Origin of the sequence: Kitasatospora sp. NPDC051702 (genome assembly GCF_040681575.1) — a bacterium.
Lineage (GTDB): Bacteria > Actinomycetota > Actinomycetes > Streptomycetales > Streptomycetaceae > Kitasatospora.
Genome location: NZ_JBFAZB010000001.1, coordinates 201,339 through 218,711, shown reverse-complemented (window position 1 = coordinate 218,711; position 17,373 = coordinate 201,339). Strand labels below are relative to the sequence as shown.

General features: G+C 74.4%; 16 protein-coding genes. 7 read left to right on the top strand and 9 right to left on the bottom strand.

The genetic code is table 11. The annotated features are described in order from the left end of the window. Nucleotides 1-27 precede the first annotated feature (27 nt). On the top strand, nt 28-678 hold the full coding sequence (locus AB0N04_RS00905) for a GNAT family N-acetyltransferase (RefSeq protein WP_360205276.1): 651 nt from the start codon (nt 28-30) through the stop codon (nt 676-678). Between the two features lie 163 nt (nt 679-841). Here AB0N04_RS00905 and AB0N04_RS00900 read toward each other — a convergent pair whose 3' ends face one another. Both AB0N04_RS00900 and AB0N04_RS00895 read right to left on the bottom strand, forming a co-directional pair. Beyond that, nucleotides 842-1,153, bottom strand: coding sequence for an AzlD domain-containing protein (locus AB0N04_RS00900; protein WP_360205273.1), 312 nt, complete (start codon nt 1,151-1,153; stop codon nt 842-844). Further along, nucleotides 1,150-1,980: an AzlC family ABC transporter permease gene (locus AB0N04_RS00895; RefSeq protein ID WP_360205270.1), complete on the bottom strand. Its 831-nt coding sequence runs from the start codon at nt 1,978-1,980 to the stop codon at nt 1,150-1,152. The genes AB0N04_RS00900 and AB0N04_RS00895 overlap by 4 nt, the downstream gene beginning before the upstream one ends. Before the next feature lie 160 nt (nt 1,981-2,140). Here AB0N04_RS00895 and AB0N04_RS00890 point away from each other — a divergent pair, with 160 nt between their 5' ends. Next, nucleotides 2,141-2,722 (top strand): XRE family transcriptional regulator, encoded by a 582-nt coding sequence (locus AB0N04_RS00890; RefSeq protein WP_360205464.1) that lies wholly within the window; start codon nt 2,141-2,143, stop codon nt 2,720-2,722. Between the two features lie 106 nt (nt 2,723-2,828). Here the strand turns inward: AB0N04_RS00890 and AB0N04_RS00885 are convergent, their stop codons facing one another. Beyond that, nucleotides 2,829-4,826, bottom strand: coding sequence for a cholesterol oxidase substrate-binding domain-containing protein (locus AB0N04_RS00885; RefSeq protein ID WP_360205268.1), 1,998 nt, complete (start codon nt 4,824-4,826; stop codon nt 2,829-2,831). A gap of 452 nt (nt 4,827-5,278) precedes the next feature. Here AB0N04_RS00885 and AB0N04_RS00880 point away from each other — a divergent pair, with 452 nt between their 5' ends. After that, nucleotides 5,279-6,709 (top strand): class II fumarate hydratase, encoded by a 1,431-nt coding sequence (locus AB0N04_RS00880; protein ID WP_360205266.1) that lies wholly within the window; start codon nt 5,279-5,281, stop codon nt 6,707-6,709. 105 nt (nt 6,710-6,814) lie between these two features. Here AB0N04_RS00880 and AB0N04_RS00875 read toward each other — a convergent pair whose 3' ends face one another. Further along, the gene (locus tag AB0N04_RS00875) at nt 6,815-7,285 is read right to left on the bottom strand and encodes an SPW repeat protein (protein WP_360205264.1); all 471 of its coding nucleotides are present in this window, start codon (nt 7,283-7,285) and stop codon (nt 6,815-6,817) included. A 185-nt stretch (nt 7,286-7,470) separates the two neighbouring features. Between AB0N04_RS00875 and AB0N04_RS00870 the strand changes: the two genes are divergently transcribed. Both AB0N04_RS00870 and AB0N04_RS00865 read left to right on the top strand, forming a co-directional pair. Then, nucleotides 7,471-8,025: a PadR family transcriptional regulator gene (locus AB0N04_RS00870; protein ID WP_360205261.1), complete on the top strand. Its 555-nt coding sequence runs from the start codon at nt 7,471-7,473 to the stop codon at nt 8,023-8,025. A gap of 299 nt (nt 8,026-8,324) precedes the next feature. Further along, entirely contained in the window at nt 8,325-10,025 is a 1,701-nt protein-coding gene (locus tag AB0N04_RS00865) for an acyl-CoA dehydrogenase family protein (RefSeq protein ID WP_360205258.1), read from the top strand. 127 nt (nt 10,026-10,152) lie between these two features. On the opposite strand, the gene AB0N04_RS00860 is transcribed toward AB0N04_RS00865, so the two are convergent. Next, nucleotides 10,153-10,848 (bottom strand): response regulator transcription factor, encoded by a 696-nt coding sequence (locus AB0N04_RS00860; RefSeq protein WP_360205255.1) that lies wholly within the window; start codon nt 10,846-10,848, stop codon nt 10,153-10,155. A gap of 259 nt (nt 10,849-11,107) precedes the next feature. Between AB0N04_RS00860 and AB0N04_RS00855 the strand changes: the two genes are divergently transcribed. Further along, the gene (locus AB0N04_RS00855) at nt 11,108-13,390 is read left to right on the top strand and encodes an ATP-binding protein (RefSeq protein WP_360205252.1); all 2,283 of its coding nucleotides are present in this window, start codon (nt 11,108-11,110) and stop codon (nt 13,388-13,390) included. A gap of 158 nt (nt 13,391-13,548) precedes the next feature. Here the strand turns inward: AB0N04_RS00855 and AB0N04_RS00850 are convergent, their stop codons facing one another. The 4 genes from AB0N04_RS00850 to AB0N04_RS00835 form a co-directional block, all read right to left on the bottom strand. Then, nucleotides 13,549-13,734 (bottom strand): hypothetical protein, encoded by a 186-nt coding sequence (locus tag AB0N04_RS00850; RefSeq protein WP_360205249.1) that lies wholly within the window; start codon nt 13,732-13,734, stop codon nt 13,549-13,551. A 206-nt stretch (nt 13,735-13,940) separates the two neighbouring features. Further along, nucleotides 13,941-14,591 carry a hypothetical protein gene (locus tag AB0N04_RS00845; protein ID WP_360205247.1) on the bottom strand — a complete coding sequence of 217 codons (651 nt, stop codon included), beginning with the start codon at nt 14,589-14,591 and terminating at the stop codon, nt 13,941-13,943. 23 nt (nt 14,592-14,614) lie between these two features. Continuing rightward, the gene (locus tag AB0N04_RS00840) at nt 14,615-15,025 is read right to left on the bottom strand and encodes a hypothetical protein (RefSeq protein WP_360205245.1); all 411 of its coding nucleotides are present in this window, start codon (nt 15,023-15,025) and stop codon (nt 14,615-14,617) included. Further along, nucleotides 15,022-15,528, bottom strand: coding sequence for a hypothetical protein (locus AB0N04_RS00835; RefSeq protein ID WP_360205243.1), 507 nt, complete (start codon nt 15,526-15,528; stop codon nt 15,022-15,024). Before AB0N04_RS00835 ends, AB0N04_RS00840 begins: the two co-directional genes overlap by 4 nt. Before the next feature lie 411 nt (nt 15,529-15,939). On the opposite strand from AB0N04_RS00835, the gene AB0N04_RS00830 reads away from it, so the two are divergent. Then, nucleotides 15,940-17,283, top strand: coding sequence for a phosphoribosyltransferase family protein (locus AB0N04_RS00830; RefSeq protein ID WP_360205240.1), 1,344 nt, complete (start codon nt 15,940-15,942; stop codon nt 17,281-17,283). Nucleotides 17,284-17,373 lie beyond the last annotated feature (90 nt).

Sequence of the window (17,373 nt, the reverse complement as noted above, 5' to 3'; positions counted from 1 at the left end):
CGGGCGCGAACGAGTGAGGAAAGCGACATGGACGGCGGCAGGCCCGCGGGCGCGGAGCACGGCCGGCGGGGCGGCCCCGTCGGTGGCACCGCAGACGGCGACGGCAACGGTTCCGCCGGCGGGGTGGGCGGTGTGCGGTACGCGGTCGGCCGGGTGACGGCGGAGGAACTGCCCGGTGCGGCGGAGGAGCTGGCCGCGCTGCTGGCGGACACCGTCCGCGGCGGCGCCTCGCTCGGGTTCCTCGCACCGCTGGAGCGGGCCGAGGCCGTCGCGTGGTGGCGGGCGCTCGCCCCGGACCTCGAGACCGGACGGCTGCTGCTGTGGACGGTCCGGGCGGTGGACGGCGGGCGGCTCGCCGGGACGGTCCAGCTGCGGCCCGCGGCGACGGCGAACGGCCGGCACCGCGGCGAGGTCGCCAAGCTGATGGTGCATCCGGAGCACCGCGGGCAACGGCTCGCCGGGCGGCTGCTGGCGGCCATGGAGGAGCAGGCGGGCGAGTTGGGGCTGCGACTGCTGGTGCTGGACACCCAGACGGGCAGCCCGGCGGAACGGATGTACGAGGCGGGCGGCTGGACCAGGGTCGGCTCGGTACCGGACTACGCGACCGATCCCGCCGGCGTCCCGCATCCGACGACGATCTTCTTCAAGGCCCTGGGCGGTGGTCCCGCGGTCAGCTGACGGATGACGGATGACGGATGACGGCGAACAGATGACAGATTTCAGATTTCGAAATCTGTCATCTGTCATCTGTTCGCTGTTCGCTGTCATCCGTTCGCCGTCGGGCTCGTCGAAGCCCGCCCGGGCGCGTGCGACCGTCACGCCTCCCGGTCCGCGCAGCCCGTCACGCGACCCCGCACAACCGGAGCAGCGCCGTCGTCACCGCCCCCGCGACGACCACCAGCGGAAACGGAGCCCGGCGAAGCGCGAGCACTCCGGCGACCAGCACACCGGCCGGACGGGCCACGCCCGCGAAGCCGTGCCCCTGCGTCAGGGCCCCGGTCGCCACCAGAGCGACCAGGAGGACGGCCGCCGCCACGGCGAGCAGGTGCCGCAGGCGCTCCGAGAGTGCGAGCCGGTGGCCGAGGAGCGGCCCGGCCAGACGGAAGGCGTACGTCCCGACGGCCAACAGCAGGACGGCGTACAGCGGCATCATCGGACTTCCTCCTTCTCGGCCGCGCCGACGTTCGCCGCCACCGCCGGTACCCCGCCTGACGCCCCACCCGACGCCCCACCCGAAACCCCGCCCGGCGCCGTCGGCACCACCGACTCCGACCCGCCGACCTCCGACACACCGACCTCCGACACACCGGGGGCTCCGGGCCCTCCGGCGAACAGCAGCCCCACCAGGGCGAGCAGGACGGGCAGCCCCGCCGGGACGAACGGCGTGGCGGCGACGGCCACGACGGCGCCCACGACGGCCGCGGTGCGGGTGCGGCGGTCGGTGAGCGAGGGCAGGACGAGTGCGAGCAGGACGGCGGGGAAGGCCGCGTCGAGTCCCAGCGCGTCCGTGTCGCCGATCAGCCCGCCGGCGAGGGCCCCGAGCAGCACCGAGACGTTCCACACCAGGTACAGCGCGACGCCGCAGAGCCAGAACGCGGCCCGGCGCCGGCGCCCGTCGTCCTGGCGCAGGACGAAGGCGGCACTCTCGTCGGTGATCAGCTGGGCCCCGAACAGCCGCCGCCACAGGGGGCCTTCGAGCGCGTCGGCCACGGTGAAGCCGAAGGGCAGGAGCCGGGCGTTGAGCACCAGCCCGGTGGCGACCGCGGCGAGCGCGCCGCCGCCGGAGAGCACCACACCGACGGCCGCGAACTGGGAGCCGCCGGCGAAGACGAGGACGGAGAGGGCGATCGGCACCCACAGTGGCAGGCCGCCGGAGACGCTGATCGCGCCGAAGGAGGCGCCGACGAGGGCGTCGGCCAGGCAGACCAGAGCGATGTCACGGAGGGTGGCATGTTCCAGTGTTCGGAGGAGCGAACGCATGTCCATCAGAGTGAACCCGCCGAGCGGGGTTCGTCAAGCCGAACGAATGAACCGACAGAGCGAACGCAGGTGCCGGAGGCAGCCGCCGTCGACAGTGGCAGCATGAACGGCACCAGCCGGAGCGGCAGAAGGAGCCAGGGAGAATGCGCGAGTGGCAAGCATGAGTGACCGGACCGCCCCGCCCGCGGGCTCGGGCGTGGAGCTGATCAGCCTGATCGCCGCGTCGATCCGGCGCGAACGCGAGCGCAGCGGGCTGTCGATGGCCGAGCTGGCGCGGCGTGCGGGCATCGCCAAGTCGACGCTCTCGCAGCTGGAGTCGGGCGCCGGAAATCCGAGCGTGGAGACGCTCTGGGCGCTCGGCGTCGCCCTGAACGTCCCGTTCAGCCGTCTGGTCGATCCGCCCCGGCCGGCGGTCAAGGTGATCCGGGCCGGCGAGGGTCCGGTGACGCACTCCGAGCGCGCCGACTACGCAGCCACCGTGCTGTCCTCGTGCCCGCCGAACGCCCGCCGCGACATCTACCGGATCGAGGCCCAGCCGGGCGAGACCCGGGCCTCCGACCCGCACATGCCCGGCACCGTCGAACACGTGATGATCGGCTCCGGCCGGGCGCTGGTCGGCCCGACCGAGGCACCCGTCGAACTGGGCCCGGGCGACTACGTGAGCTACCCGGGCGACGCCCCGCACGTCTTCCGCGCACTGGCACCGGACACCCTCGCGGTGATCGTGATGGAGCACATCTGACGATTCGCCACCACTGCCCGTCCGGCCGGGATCCTCGGGAGGAGCCCTTGCGAGGCCCGCCCGCACCGGCCGACCAGCCATCCGGCCAACCTGCCGGCCGGCCAGGTCACTTCAACAGGCCGTCCAGGAACGGGTTCCCGAACACCCGGTGCGGGTCGTGGCGGTCCAGGACGGCGACCGCCTCGTCCCAGCCGGGCCCGCCGCCGTCGCGCAGGCTGGCGGGGATGACCCGGCCGAGCACGTCCGGATCGGACCAGGCCGCCCCGGCCGTGTAGGCCCAGCCCTTGGACCACTCGACCCGCAGACCCGCCCGGGTGCCGTCGAAGGTGCGCAGCAGCCACTGCTCCAGGTCCCGGGCGAAGCGCTCCAGGCCGGGGGTGCCGGGGAAGGCGAGGACGTCGAGCCAGACGGCGGTGTCCCACTCCGGCCGGTCCGGCCGCGGGCGCAGCGCGGACAGCAGCGGCGGGCGCGCCCCCGGCACCCCGACCGCGCCTGGGTCGTCCAGGCCGGTGACCCGGATCTCCACCGCGCCGTTCACCGGGAACTCCCCGCGGGACTGGTACTCGGCGAGCAACTGCCGGTAGTAGGAGGCGAATTCGCTGACAACCCACTGCAGGTCGGCGCGCCGCGCGAGGACGGCGTACCCGTTCGCGGTGACCCGCAGGGTGGTGGGGCGGACGTACTGCAGCAGGGTGCGCGAAGGGCCCCAGAGGTCGGACCGCAGGCCGCCGGCGAGCAGGTGGGTGAGCAGGTCGCCGGAGAGCAGGTCCCGCAGGACTCCGCCGGAGAGCAGGACGTCGGTGAGGTCGCCGGTGAGCGCCACCTTGGCGATCAGGTACTGGAGTTGGCCGAAGAGCGGGGCCGATCCCCAGGCGCCGGCGACGATCTGGCCGGCCAGCCGCGCCACGGGCTCCGGAACGATGTCCGAGAAGGGGTAGTTGTAGGGCTCGTCGACGGCTCGGGAGGCGAGCGGCTTGGCGGGGGTGACGCTCCAGGTCTTGAGCCACGGGTAGTCGGTGTAGGCGAACCAGATCGCCTCGGCGCGGCCGTCGCGTTCGACGAACTCGGCGAAGGTGCGGGGCCCGCCGCCCTCGCCGAGGAGGCCGCCGAGGACACCGCCGAGCAGTCCGCCGCCACTCCCGGAACCGGAGCCGGACCCACCACCGGCACCGGCACCGGCACCGGCACCGCCGGCACCACCGGCGGTTCCGGGTCGGGCGAAGAGTTCGCTCGCCGGGATGTCGAGGCGGCTGACGCAGCGCAGCGGGCGGTCGGCGCCGGCCCGCAGCACGACTTCGGTGAGGAAGGCCCGGCCCAGGTGCACCAGGAAGGCGGCCGTGTCGGCCTCGGCACGGTCGAAGGTGCGCAGCGCGTAGCGGCCGGTGGCCGGGTCGAGGACGACGGCGGTGAGCCGGACGACCTGGTTGCTGACCGATCCGTAACCCTGCCCGTCCGGCCGGAGTTCGCCGGTGGCGGGGACGGCGGTGCCGTGGCCGCCGATGGCGAGCACGCCGCCGACGGTGAGTTCGCCGGGGGCCGGGCAGGCGGTCAGGCCGAGTCCACGGCCGGCCAGGTGGGCCAGCAGGTCCTCCATGGTGGCGCCGGTCTGGGCGCGCACGGTGGTCGGCGAGTCGGCGGTGATCGCGGTGAGGTGGCGGCTGGTGTCCAGCAGCAGGACGCGGGCGCTGCCGGGCGTGCCGTCGGCGACGGTGAGCGGCGCCCAGGTGTGCCGGTAGCCGGTGGCGCGCAGCCGCCAGCCGTTGGCGTGGGCCCAGTCCGCCAGGGCCGGGACCTCCTCGGGGGTGCGCGGCGCGCAGGTCCACAGCTGGTCGGTGCGGATCTCCCCGGACCAGTTCTGGAACACCCGCTGGTACAGCTCGGTGCCGGCGGGCAGTCCGGGCGGAGCCGGGGTCGAGGCCTCGGCGCTGTCCGGGCCGACGGTGCCGCGCAGCAGCCAGGCCGCGCCGCCGAGGGCGGCGGAGGCGCCGAGCAGCTGCCGCCGGGTGAGGCCGGCTCCCCCACCGGCCGCCCGGCCCGCGCCCCGCGCGTCGGCCCGACCCCGGCGGGCCGTGTCCCCGGTCGGGTCCGCGGTCTCCGCGCTCACGCCCGTCCCCGGGTTCACGCCCGTGCCCGGCTTCAGGCCCGTGCCCGGCTTCAGGCCCGTGTTCACGCCTCCGCACGAATCGGCGTTCGCGCCCCCACCCGCGTGCGCCCCCGCAGCCCCGTCGCGCCCCGTCGTCGTCATCCGTCCGCCCCCTCGTCATGGCCAACCGTGTCGTGGTGGCCCGGCAGGAGCGTACGAAGCGGCGCACGGCCGTTTGAAGCGCTCCACGCGAGTATTCATCCGTTCGAGTGATCATGACCCTGCCGGACGACGGCGGGGCCCCCGGGGTCCCGCCCGGCACCCCGCCGGGTCCTGCCCGGGGCGCGCCCTGGCGGATTCGGCCGCCCGGACGGTCCCGGGCACCGTCGGAAATACCCGGGGCCCGCGCGCGGCTGTGGTGATCGAAGACAGCCCGGGGGCCGGACCGGCCCGTTCAGGAGGTGCAGCGCGCGATGGGTGACGAGCAGGTGGAGCGGCAGGACGACCGCCGGCAGGGCGGGTCCGCGTTCCGGATCGAGCACGACTCGATGGGCGAGGTGCGGGTGCCGGCCGCCGCGAAGTGGCAGGCGCAGACCCAGCGGGCCGTGGAGAACTTCCCGGTGTCCGGTCAGCGGCTGGAACGTGCGCACATCGCGGCCCTGGCCCGGATCAAGGCGGCGGCGGCCCGGGTGAACGCCCGCCTCGGCGTCCTCGACGAGGAGACCGCGGCGGCGATCGCGGCGGCGGCCGAGGAGGTCGCCGACGGGCGCTGGGACGGCGAGTTCCCGGTGGACGTGTTCCAGACCGGGTCGGGCACCTCGTCCAACATGAACACCAACGAGGTGATCGCGACCCTGGCGACGGAGCGGCTGGGCCGGCCGGTCCACCCGAACGACCACGTCAACGCCAGTCAGTCGTCCAACGACGTGTTCCCGTCGTCGATCCACATCGCCGCGACCGCCGCCGTCACCCATGACCTGATCCCGGCACTGGAGCACCTGGCGGAGGCCCTGGAGCGCAAGGCCGCCGAGTTCGCGCAGGTGGTCAAGTCCGGCCGGACGCACCTGATGGACGCCACGCCCGTCACCCTCGGCCAGGAGTTCGGCGGCTACGCGGCCCAGGTGCGGCACGGCCGCGAGCGGCTGCTGGCCACGCTCCCCCGGGTGGCCGAACTCCCGCTCGGCGGCACGGCGGTGGGCACGGGCATCAACACCCCGCCCGGTTTCCCGGCCGCGGTCATCGAGGAGGTGGCCCGCGCCACGGAGCTGCCGCTGACCGAGGCCAGGGACCACTTCGAGGCGCAGGGCGCGCGCGACGCCCTGGTCGAGCTGAGCGGCCAACTGCGCACGGTGGCAGTCGGGTTCACGAAGATCGCGAACGACCTGCGGTGGATGGGCTCCGGGCCGCGCACCGGCCTCGGCGAGATCAACCTGCCTGATCTGCAGCCCGGTTCGTCGATCATGCCGGGCAAGGTGAACCCGGTGCTGCCCGAGGTGGTGCTGATGGTCGCCGCGCAGGTGGTCGGCAACGACGCGACGGTGACGCTGGCCGGCGCGAGCGGCAACTTCGAGCTGAACGTGATGCTCCCGGTGATCGCCCGCAACGTGCTGGAGTCGGTGCGACTGCTGGCCAACAGCGCCCGGCTGCTGGCGGACCGGACGGTGGACGGCATCACCGCCAACGTCGAACGGGCCCGCGAGTACGCGGAGTCCTCGCCCTCGGTGGTGACGCCGCTGAACCGGTACATCGGGTACGAGGAGGCCGCCAAGGTCGCCAAGCAGGCCCTCGCGGAGCGCAAGACGATCCGCCAGGTCGTCCTGGAACGCGGCTACCTGGAGCGGGGCGCGCTCACCGCGGAGCAGCTCGACGAGGCCCTGGACGTGCTGCGGATGACCCGCCCCTGACCCGCCCCCGACGCGGCGCGCCGCCCGCCGGTGCGGCGGGCGGCGCATGCCGGGGCGCGGAGGTCGGTTCCGTCCTCCGCGCCCCGGACCCCGACGAGGGGAGGATCAGTCCTTCGCTCGGCCGGCCCGGCCGAGCCGCATCGCAGCTCCGTTCGACGTGATCGTGGCCATCGAGATCGCCGCGAGTCCGAGCAGGAACATCACGGCGCCGACGATGACGCAGGTGACGATGTTCTTGCCGTGCGCGACCGACCCGGAGACGACCCAGGGGGAGATGATCGTCCACGCGCCGAGCGCGGTGGCCGCCCAGGCCCTCGCGTGCGTGCGCTCGTAGGCCGATCCGTAGCCCGCCATCAGCAGGCAGTAGGCCAGGCCGACGATCAGACAGGTGACGGTCAGGGTGCTGAACGCGGTGAAGCCGACGATCCACGGCGACGCGGCCAGGAAGAGACCGGCCAGTACGGCCAGGGCCTCCACGCCCTGGGCCCGGGGGGTCGAGGTGACCCGCTCGTAGTGTTCCCGGAGTTCGACGATGTCCGGGTGGTGTTCCATGCCCATCGGGATCTGGGTAGACACCGATACCACCTCCTACGGTTCGGAACATGGAAGGCGCTTGCCCCGTACCCATTCTGGCCCTTCTCTAACGTTTTGTACCTGATTGTCCGAAATGATCGATAACCATCCGATCACGCCGGTGACCTGCGTCTCACCGGCCCGAGGCCCCATTGCCTATGCAACTCGTTGCATAGCAGGATGCGGGCATGGCACTGGAGCACGCGATCCTCGTATCCCTCCTGGAGCAGCCCGGCTCCGGCTACGAGCTGGCCCGGCGGTTCGACCGCTCCATCGGCCGCTTCTGGACCGCCACCCACCAGCAGATCTACCGGGTGCTGCGACGCATGGAGGCCGACGGCTGGGTCGCCGCCGAGGAGGTCGCCCAGGACGGCAGACCGGACAAGAAGGTCTACTCGGCCGCCGAGCCCGGCCGGGCCGCACTGGCCGGCTGGCTGCGCGAACCGGTCGAACCGGAGACCGTCCGCCACGAGCTCGCGGTCAAGATCCGCGCCGCCGCCTTCGACGACCCGGCCGCGCTGATCTCCGAGGTCGAACGGCACCGCGAGGGACACGCCGCCCTGCTCGCCCGCTACCTGCACGGCGAACAGCGCGACTTCCCCGACCTCACCTCGCTCGACACCCGCCAGGAGCTCCAGCACGTGGTGCTGCGCGGCGGCATCGAGTACGAGCGGATGACCCTCGCCTGGCTCGACGACGTGCTCGAAACGCTCCACCGCCTCGCCGCCGACCGGCAGTCCTGACGACTCCGCCCGGCGCCCCGCCACCGGATCCGACGATCGAACAGCGGACGGCGCACGGCGGGGAACCCGGGCCGGAGGACCGATCGACGAAGGGCGCCGGACGGACGGCCGAAGGCGGGCGCCGGACACCGGACGCCCGCCGACGGATGACGGATGACGAATGACAGATGACAGATGATGAAATCTGAAATCTGTCACCTGTCATCTGAAACCCGTGATCCGTCAGTCGCCCCGCCCGGCCGACAGCCGCCCGACCGACCCACACCCCCCGACACACCCTCGACCCCCGGGAGCCCGTGATGCTCTTCAACCCGCGTACGTACGACCCCGCGCAGTTCGACGAGCCGACCCGCCGGCTGCTGCGCGCGACCGTGGACTGGTTCGAGTCCCGCGGCAAGAAGGCGCTGATCGACACCTACATCGACCGCAGCTGGTACGGCGACTTCCTCGAGTTCGCCGCCAAGGAGGGCCTGTTCGCGGAGTTCCTGACGCCGTCCTCGGCCGACGCCGGCAAGCGCTGGGACACCGCCCGGATCGCCGAGCTGAACGAGATCCTCGGCTTCTACGGCCTCGGCTACTGGTACACCTGGCAGGTCACCATCCTCGGCCTCGGCCCGGTCTGGCAGAGCGGCAACGAGGCCGTCCGGGCCCGTGCTGCCAAGCTCCTGACGGAGGGTCACGTGATGGCGTTCGGGCTCTCCGAGCGCACCCACGGCGCCGACATCTACTCCACCGACATGATCCTCACCCCCGACGGCGAGGGCGGCTTCACCGCGACCGGCTCCAAGTACTACATCGGCAACGGCAACGTGGCCGGCCTGGTCTCGGTCTTCGGCCGCCGCTCGGACGTCGAGGGCCCGGAGGGCTACGTCTTCTTCGCCGCCGACAGCCGCCACGAGGCGTACCACCTGGTCAAGAACGTGGTGAACGCCCAGATGTACGTCAGCGAGTTCCGGCTCGAGGACTACCCGGTGCGCGCCGAGGACGTGCTGCACACCGGCCAGGCGGCCTTCGACGCGGCGCTGAACACCGTCAACGTCGGCAAGTTCAACCTCTGCACGGCCTCCGTCGGCATCTGCGAGCACGCGATGTACGAGGCCGTCACACACGCCCACAACCGGGTGCTGTACGGCCGCAAGGTCACCGACTTCCCGCACGTGCGCCGCGAGTTGACCGACGCGTACGCCCGCCTGGTGGCGATGAAGCTGTTCAGCGCGCGCGCCGTGGACTACTTCCGCACCGCCTCCCCCGAGGACCGCCGCTACCTGCTCTTCAACCCGATGACCAAGATGAAGGTCACCACCGAGGGCGAGAAGGTCATCGACCTGATGTGGGACGTCATCGCGGCCAAGGGCTTCGAGGCGGACACCTACTTCGACAAGGCGGCGAAGGACATCCGCGGCCTGCCGAAGCTGGAGGGCACCGTCCACGTCAACCTAGCGCTGATCCTCAAGTTCATGGGCAACTACCTGTTCGCCCCGACCGAGTACGCGCCGGTGCCGAGCCGCCTGGACGCCGCCGACGACGCCTTCCTGTTCCGCCAGGGCGCGGCCCGCGGCCTGGGCGCGATCCGCTTCCACGACTGGCGCACGGCCTACGACCGCCACGCGCAGGTCCCGAACGTCGCCCGCTTCCGCGAGCAGGCCGACGGCTTCTGCGAGCTGCTGCTCAGCCACGCGCCGAGCAAGGAGCAGCAGGCCGACCTGGACTTCCTGCTGGAGATCGGCCAGCTCTTCGCGCTGATCGTCTACGGCCAGCTGGTGCTGGAGCAGGCCGAGCTGACCGGCCTGGACGAGGACGTGCTGGACCAGATCTTCGACGCGCTGGTCCGCGACTTCTCCGCGCACGCCACCGAGCTGCACGGCAAGTCCTCGACCACCGAGGAGCAGGCCGCCTGGGCGCTGGCGAACGTGCGCCGGCCGGTCGCCAACGCGGTGCGCGCCGACGCGGTGTGGGCGATGGTCGAGGGGCTGTCGGGCGCGTACGAGATGCAGCCGTAGTCACCCGTCGGGAAAGACCACGGAGGGACCCCCGGGGGTGCCGGTCGGCGGACCGGCACCCCCGGTTCCGTCCCGCGGCACCCGCGGCACCCCGGCGCGTCCAGGACCCCCGGCACCCCGGCCCCGTTCAGCCGTCGCCGAGGCCCATGTCCCGGGCCCGGGCGACGGCCTCGGCCCGGGTGGCGACGTGCAGCTTCTCGAAGATGTGGGTGACGTGGTTGCGGACGGTCTTCTCCGCGACCACCAGCTCCCGGGCGATCCGCCGGTTGTCCAGGCCGCGCGCGACCAGGTCCAGCACCTCGGCCTCCCGCGCGGTGAGCTCCGGGAAGAGCTGTTCCGCCTCGCGCATCCGGGCGCCGGCGAGCAGGGCGGTGATCCGCCCGGCGACCTCGCCGCCGAAGACGGCGCCGCCCGCCGCGACGGTGCGCACCGCGTGCAGCACCTCCTCCCGCCCGGCGCCCTTGACCAGGTAGCCGCGCGCACCGGCCTGGAGGGCGGCGAGCAGGTTGCCGTCGTCGTCGGACATGGTCAGCATCAGCACCGGCGGCGCCTGTTCCTGCGCCGAGAGCCGCCGGACGGCTTCCAGGCCCGAGCCGTCGGGCAGCGAGAGGTCCATGATCACGACGTTGGGACGGTGCCGTTCGACGGCCCCGGACACGTCCGCGACCCGCTCGGCCTCGGCCACCACCACGACGCCCTCGGCGCTCTCCAGCGCCACCTTGAGCCCCTCCCGGAAGAGGGGGTGGTCGTCGACGATCAGTACACGGACGGGCGGGGCGTCGGGCGCCCGCCCCGGGGGTGCCACCGGCGGCTGTTCATCCACCCGGCCGACACTACCAGCGATGATCTCGTGACTTTCCGTGACATGCTCGGAGTTGCCCCTCTCCGGGGTGCTCCCGGGCGCGGCGGCCCGCCGGCCCCGACCCGTCCCGTCCCGGCCGGAAAGCGGGACCGCTGCCCCACGCGCCCGGGACACCGGGCAGCCGAGACTGGACCGTGTGCCGGCCGACCAGTACCGGCGCACCACATTCCGGCCGGTGGACCACACCCCCAGTCCATTTCGAGGCGGTTCCATGATCACGGTGACCTCTCCCCGGTCCGGCCGCGCGCCCTCCCGGCGCAGTTCCGGACCGTCCCCCGCCCGACGGCAGCTAGCCGCGGCGGCCACCGTCACCTCGGTCTGCCTGGTCGTGTCGATGCTCTGGACCTGCTACGTGCTCGTCCATCTCGGCGACCCCGCCATCACCTACCCGCGCAACGAGCTCGGCACCCTGATCTACGCGCTGCCCACCGCCGGTGCCGGGATGCTGCTGCACGCCCACCGCCCGGGCAGCCCGCTGGGCTGGGTGATGCTCTGCTACGCGCTGGCCCTGATCCTGCCCAACGCGGCCTCCGCCCCGGTGTGGGTGGAGGTCTCCGACCCGGGCATCGTCGGCGCGACGGTGGCGCTGCGCGCGGTGTGCGACGTGGTCAGCGCGACGCTGTTCTACGTGCTGCCGCTCTGGCTCCCCTCCGGACGGCTGACCAGCCGCCACTGGTGGTGGTACATCGGGGCGGTCGCGCTGTGGCAGCTGCCGGCCAACCTCTGGTTCCTGCACCGCACCAACGCCTTCGGCCACCCCAACCCGCTGGCCGACACCGCCCCCGCGACGTTCTTCGGGCACCTCTCCAACCGGCTCCTCGACCTCTACCAGCCCGTCAACTACCTGCTCATCGGCTTCGCCGCGCTCGTCCTGCTGGTACGCCTGGTCCGGCCCGCGCGGCCGCCGGCGGCGGACCCCCGGAAGGACTGGGCGCTGCGGCACCGGGCGCACGTGGCGGGGCTGCTGGCCGCGTACCTGCTCCTCGCCGGCATGCAGGACTTCTACACGCACAACTACCAGGAGCACTACTGGCTCAGCTACACCGTCTTCGCCGTCGCCGGGGCCGTCTGGGCCGTCGCCATCGGCTACCTGGTGATCCGCGACGGCGGCTGGCGGCTCGACCGGGCGGCCCGCAGCGTGCTGACCGGGCTGCTGCTGGCCACCGGGTTGCTGACGCTGTTCGTGGTGCTGGCGGCCGTGCTGTCGAGCTGGCTGGTGCCCGGGCGGGGCGGGGCCGCGCTGCTGCTGATCGGGCTGGTCTTCGCGCTCGGTGCGGGCCTGCCCCGGGCCACCCGCCGGGCGGTCTCCCTGATCGACCACCTGTACTACGGCGAACGCGCCCACCCCTACCAGGTGTTGCGGACCCTGGCCGGGCGGGTGCGGCAGGTCGGCGAGCCGGAACGGCTGCCGGACGCGCTGTGCGCCGCCGTCGCGGAGCAGCTGCGGCTGCCCGGCGTCGCCCTGACCGTCGCCACCCGGGCCGGGCAGCGCCGGCTGGCCGCCGTCGGCCGCCTGGACGGGCGGAGGCAGGCCTTCCCGCTGGTCCACCGCGGCGCGCCGATCGGCGAGTTGACCGTCGGCCTGCGCGAGGGCGAGCAGGAGCTGGACGCCAGCGACATCGACATCCTGCGCTCGCTGTCCGACCAGGCCTCCCCCGCCGTGGCGTCCCTGCAGCTCCTGGAGGACCTGCAGGCCAGCCGGGAGCAGATCGTCGCCGCGCGCGAGGAGGAGCGGCGCTGGCTGCGCCGGGACATCCACGACGGCCTCGGGCCCGCGCTGGCGGGGCTGCGGCTGAGAGTGGACAACGCCGCCGCCGGTGGTGGCGGGGAGGACCGCCTGGGCGGGACGCTGCACGGCATCTCGGACGGCCTCGCGATGGCGATCAGGGAGGTCCGGCGAATCACCGACCGGCTGGGCCCCGCCCCGCTCGGCGAGTTCGGGCTGGCCCGGGCGATCCGGCAGCTGGCCGCCGGCTTCGACACCGCCGAGCTCACCGTCACGGCCGACCTGCGCCCGGACCCGTTGCCCGAGCTGCCGGCCGCCCTGGAGGTGGCGACCTACCGGATCGTCGCCGAGGCGCTGAACAACGTGCTGCGGCACGCCCGGGCCCGCACCGCCGAGGTGACGGTGCGGGTCGACGACGCGGCGCTCACCCTGACCGTCCGGGACGACGGGGTCGGGGTCGGGACGGAGACCGGAGCCGGGGGCGGGGACGGCGGCGGTGCGGCGGGCCGCGACGGGCTGGAGCAGCGGTCGCCGCAGGGGCCGTACGGGGACGGGCCGGGCGGGGTGGGGCTGCGCTCGATGGCGGACCGCGCCGCGGAGATCGGCGGGCACTGCACCGTGGAGTCGCTGCCGGGCACTCCCGGCACCCGGGTGGTGGCGGTGCTGCCGCGCTCGGCGGCGGCCGGTGCACCCGGCGCCGCCGGTGCTGCTGGTACTGCCGGTGCGGCGGGCGCCACCGGCGCGACGGACGCCCCGGGCGGGACGGGGGCGGGTTAGCCCGTTCGGGTGCCGGGCCCGTACCCGGGACGGCGGGCGCAGGAGCCGGAGGCGACACGGGAAGGGCTCGGGGCACGGGGAGGCCCCCGGCACTGGCGGTGCCGGGGGCCTGGACGGGACGGGGTGGCGGGTGCGCCGCCACGGTCGTCACACCGGAGTCAAGAGGGGTTGCAGTCGCCCTGCCCGAGGGTGCAGATGTCCGCGGGCGGAGGGGTCGTGTTCGGCTTGCTGGGCTTGGCCGGCGCGGCGACGGCGCAGGCGTTCCTGAACGCGATGGCTGAGGCGATCGCTCCGGCCAGGGCCGAGGCCAGGCAGAGCGCCTTGGTCGCGGTGTTCGTAGCCATGGGGTGGTTCTCCTCAATGTTCCGAGCAACCGTTCGGTCGATCGCTCTTGTCTCCACTGTGCGGAGCGCGACGCCCCGGTCGCATGGGCTCGCCGTCCCATTCCGGTCCCGGAATCCGACGGCGGCCGGAGCCGTCGGGGTACCGGAACGGCCGTCGGCCGCGACCCCGGGCGGGGGCCACGGCCGACGGGCCGGAGGGTGCGGGGTCAGGGGAGCGACCGGGCCCGCTCCTCCCGGCGCTCGGCCCGGAGACCGGGGGCGAGCGCCCCGGCACGCCCCAGCACGGCCGTGACGGGCCCGCGCGGGCCGGCCCGGAGGCCGCAGCGCTCCCCCGCCCGCAGGTAGAGCAGGTCGCCGGGGTACAGCGACGCCTCTCCGGCGGTGTCGAGGAAGCCGCCGGTGCCCGAGAGGACCAGCAGGAAGGCGTCCGCCCCCGGGCCGGCCGACACGCCGTGGACCTCGCCCGGGGCGAGTTTCACGGTCTCCACGGTGACCCGCCGGCGGTCGTCGGCGGGGTGAGAGTTCGAGCGCTGGGACGGGATGGCGGCCTCGGACGCGACCGGGCGGACGGTGAGCAGCACGGTCGGCGCGCCGCGGACGGCGGTGAACCGGCAGGCCCGGCCCGACCGGTGGTGCAGGGCCTCGCCGGGCGACAGGATCCGGTCCGCCGCGATCAGCCGGCCGGCGAGCACCACGGTGGCCGACTCTGGCCCGGTGCAGGGGAGTTGCTCGACGTGGACACCGGGGGGCAGGGCCTCGACGGTCAGTCCGGCGAGGACCGCCGGGCGCTGTGCGGGATCGATCAGCCGCCGGAGGGCGGGCGCGGTACGGGGGACGGCGGCGGGGACGAGGATCACGACGGCCTCCTCGGGCGGTGCGGTCAGGGACGGGCTCGGCGGTCGGCGCGGCGCCGGGCCAGGGCTGCCCGGGTGCCGGCGGCGTGCCGGGGGACGGCGAGGGTGAGGCAGAGCAGTTCCACGCCGAGCGGTCCGGCTTCGAGGTGGAGCGCGTTGCCGCGCGGGGCCAGCAGCAGGTCGCCGTCCGAGGCCAGGTGGTCGGTCCCGTCGGGGAGCCGGCCGACGACGGCGGCCCCGCGCAGGACGTGCAGCACGGTCTCGGCGTCGGGGCGGCCCGGGAGCACGTGGTGGGCGCCGGGGCTCAGCCGCAGGTGGTCGAAGGACTCGCAGGCGCTGGTGAGCATCGCGCGGCGGGCGAGCGGGCGGACCCGTACGCGTTCGCCGTCCGGGCCGAGGAGGACCATGGCGGTGCCGGTGTCGGTGGTGACGATCACCTGGGTTCACCTTCGTTCGGGGTGTCGGGGCTGTCGGGAGCGTCGGCGGCGTCAGGGGCGTCGACGTCGTCGGGGGCGCTGGAGGCGTCGGGGGCGTCAGGGATGTCGTCGGAGGTGTCGTCCGCGGCGGTTCCGTCCGCGGAGAAGGCGTCGGCGGTGGCCGTGCTGCCCACCGGGACGGCGAGGACGGCGTGGAAGAACTCGAGCCCGGCGGTGCCGGCGGTGAGGACGGTCCGGGAGCCGAGCGGGAGGACGACCGAGGTGCCCTCCACCAGCGGGACGCCCGCACCGGCCTCCTCCGCCCGGAGGGCCTCCGCGGGAACGGAGGCCAGACCGGAGCCGGCGGTGACGTAGAACGCGTGCTCGACCTCGTCGGCGGCCAGTTCGGTGCTGTGGCCCGGGTCGAGCCACTGGAGTCCGACGCCGCACAGGGGACCCGACAGCAGGCGGCCGGGGTCGACCGCGCCGCGGCGGCGCAGATCGGTGATGACGGTGCCCGGCATTTCGGGGCTCCTTCCGATCGCGGGCGGGCCCGGCGGTCCGCCTCTGTGACCAACCGTGCGCCGCCCGTCGTCCCGGCCACACGGGGGTGTCGTCCCGTCCCGTTCCCGTGCACCGCCCGGGCTTGACCCGGGCCCGGGCCGGGCCAGGCCCGGGTGCGCGCCGGGTCCGCCCAACCGCCCGTCCCGGAAGCGCCCGGCTCCGGCCCGGGCCACCCCGGGTTCGTCCCGGGACCGCCCGGCTCCGGCCTGGGCCACGCCGGGTCCGTCCGGGTCCGCGCCCGGGGCGCCGCCCGCACGCCCGGGGCGCCGGAACCCTCCCGCACGCCCGCGTGTGCGCCCCTCCCCGCGCGGGTCCGCCCGCCCCCTCCACCGGCCACCGCCCGGCGTACGGTGGAACACGGAGGCCGTGTCATGCACGTCACCGGGACGCACTTCACCGACCGCACGGACGCGGGCCGGCGGCTGGCCGCCCGTCTGGGCCACCTGGGCGGCCCCGGCACCGTGGTGGTCGCGCTGCCCAGGGGCGGGGTGCCGGTGGCCGCCGAGGTGGCCCGGGCGCTCGGCGCACCGCTGGACATCTGCGTGATCCGCAAGCTCGGGGCACCCCGGCAGCCCGAGCTCGGCATGGGGGCGATCGGCGAGGACGGCGTCCGGGTGCTCAACCAGCAGGTCATCCGCCTCGCCGGGGCCGGTGAGGCGGAGCTCGCCGAGGTGGAGCGGCGCGAGCGCGCCGAGCTGGAGCGCCGGGCACGCCGCTACCGGGGCGACCGCCCGCCCGCGGACCTACGCGGACGCACGGTGGTCGTGGTGGACGACGGCGTCGCCACCGGCTCCACCGCCCGGGCCGCCTGCCGGATCGTCCGGGCCCGGGGAGCGGCCCGGGTGGTGCTCGCCGTGCCGGTGGCCCCCGTGGACTGGACGGAGCGCCTGGCGGATGTCGCCGACGAGCTGGTCTGCGTGGGCACGCCGTCCCCGTTCTTCGCGATCGGCGAGTTCTACCGCGACTTCTCGCAGACCGGCGACGAGGAGGTGCTGCGGCTGCTGGCCGAGGCCCGGGCCGCGCCGGCAACGGCCGACGGGCCCGTGGACCGCGAACTCGTACTGCCGGCCGCCGGGGTCCGGCTGACCGGCCGGCTGACCGTCCCGGCCGGGGCCCGCGGCATCGTGGTGTTCGCGCACGGCAGCGGCAGCGGTCGGCGCAGCCCGCGCAACCGCCACGTCGCCGGGCACCTGAACCGCTCCGGGCTGGCGACCCTGCTCTTCGACCTGCTCACCGAGGACGAGGAGGCGGACCGCCGCAACGTCTTCGACGTGGGGCTGCTGGGAGCCCGGCTGACCGCCGTCGCGGGACGGCTGGCCGCCCGGCCGGAGACCCGCGGTCTGCCGCTCGGCCTGTTCGGCGCCAGCACGGGGGCGGCCGCCGCGCTGCACACCGCCGCCGCGCTCGGGCCGGCCGTGGGCGCGGTGGTCTCGCGCGGCGGGCGCCCGGACCTGGCCGGGCCGGTCGTCCTGGGCCGGGTGAGCGCCCCGACGCTGCTCCTGGTCGGCGCCCTGGACGGGATGGTGATCGACCTGAACCGACGGGCCAGGGCCGGGCTGCACTGCGAGAGTGAACTGACGGTGGTGCCTGGCGCGGGCCACCTGTTCGAGGAGCCGGGCACGCTGGACCTGGTCGCCGAGCTCGCCGGGGACTGGTTCCTGCGCCACCTGACGGCCTCGGACGCCGCTACGGGGCCGGTGCGGCAGACCCCGTGAATCACCCCCGATCGACAGCACATATTGCGCAGCCGGAGACCGGAATTCCTGATCAGCTTGTACACATTGAACAGTGAAATCCCCACCTGT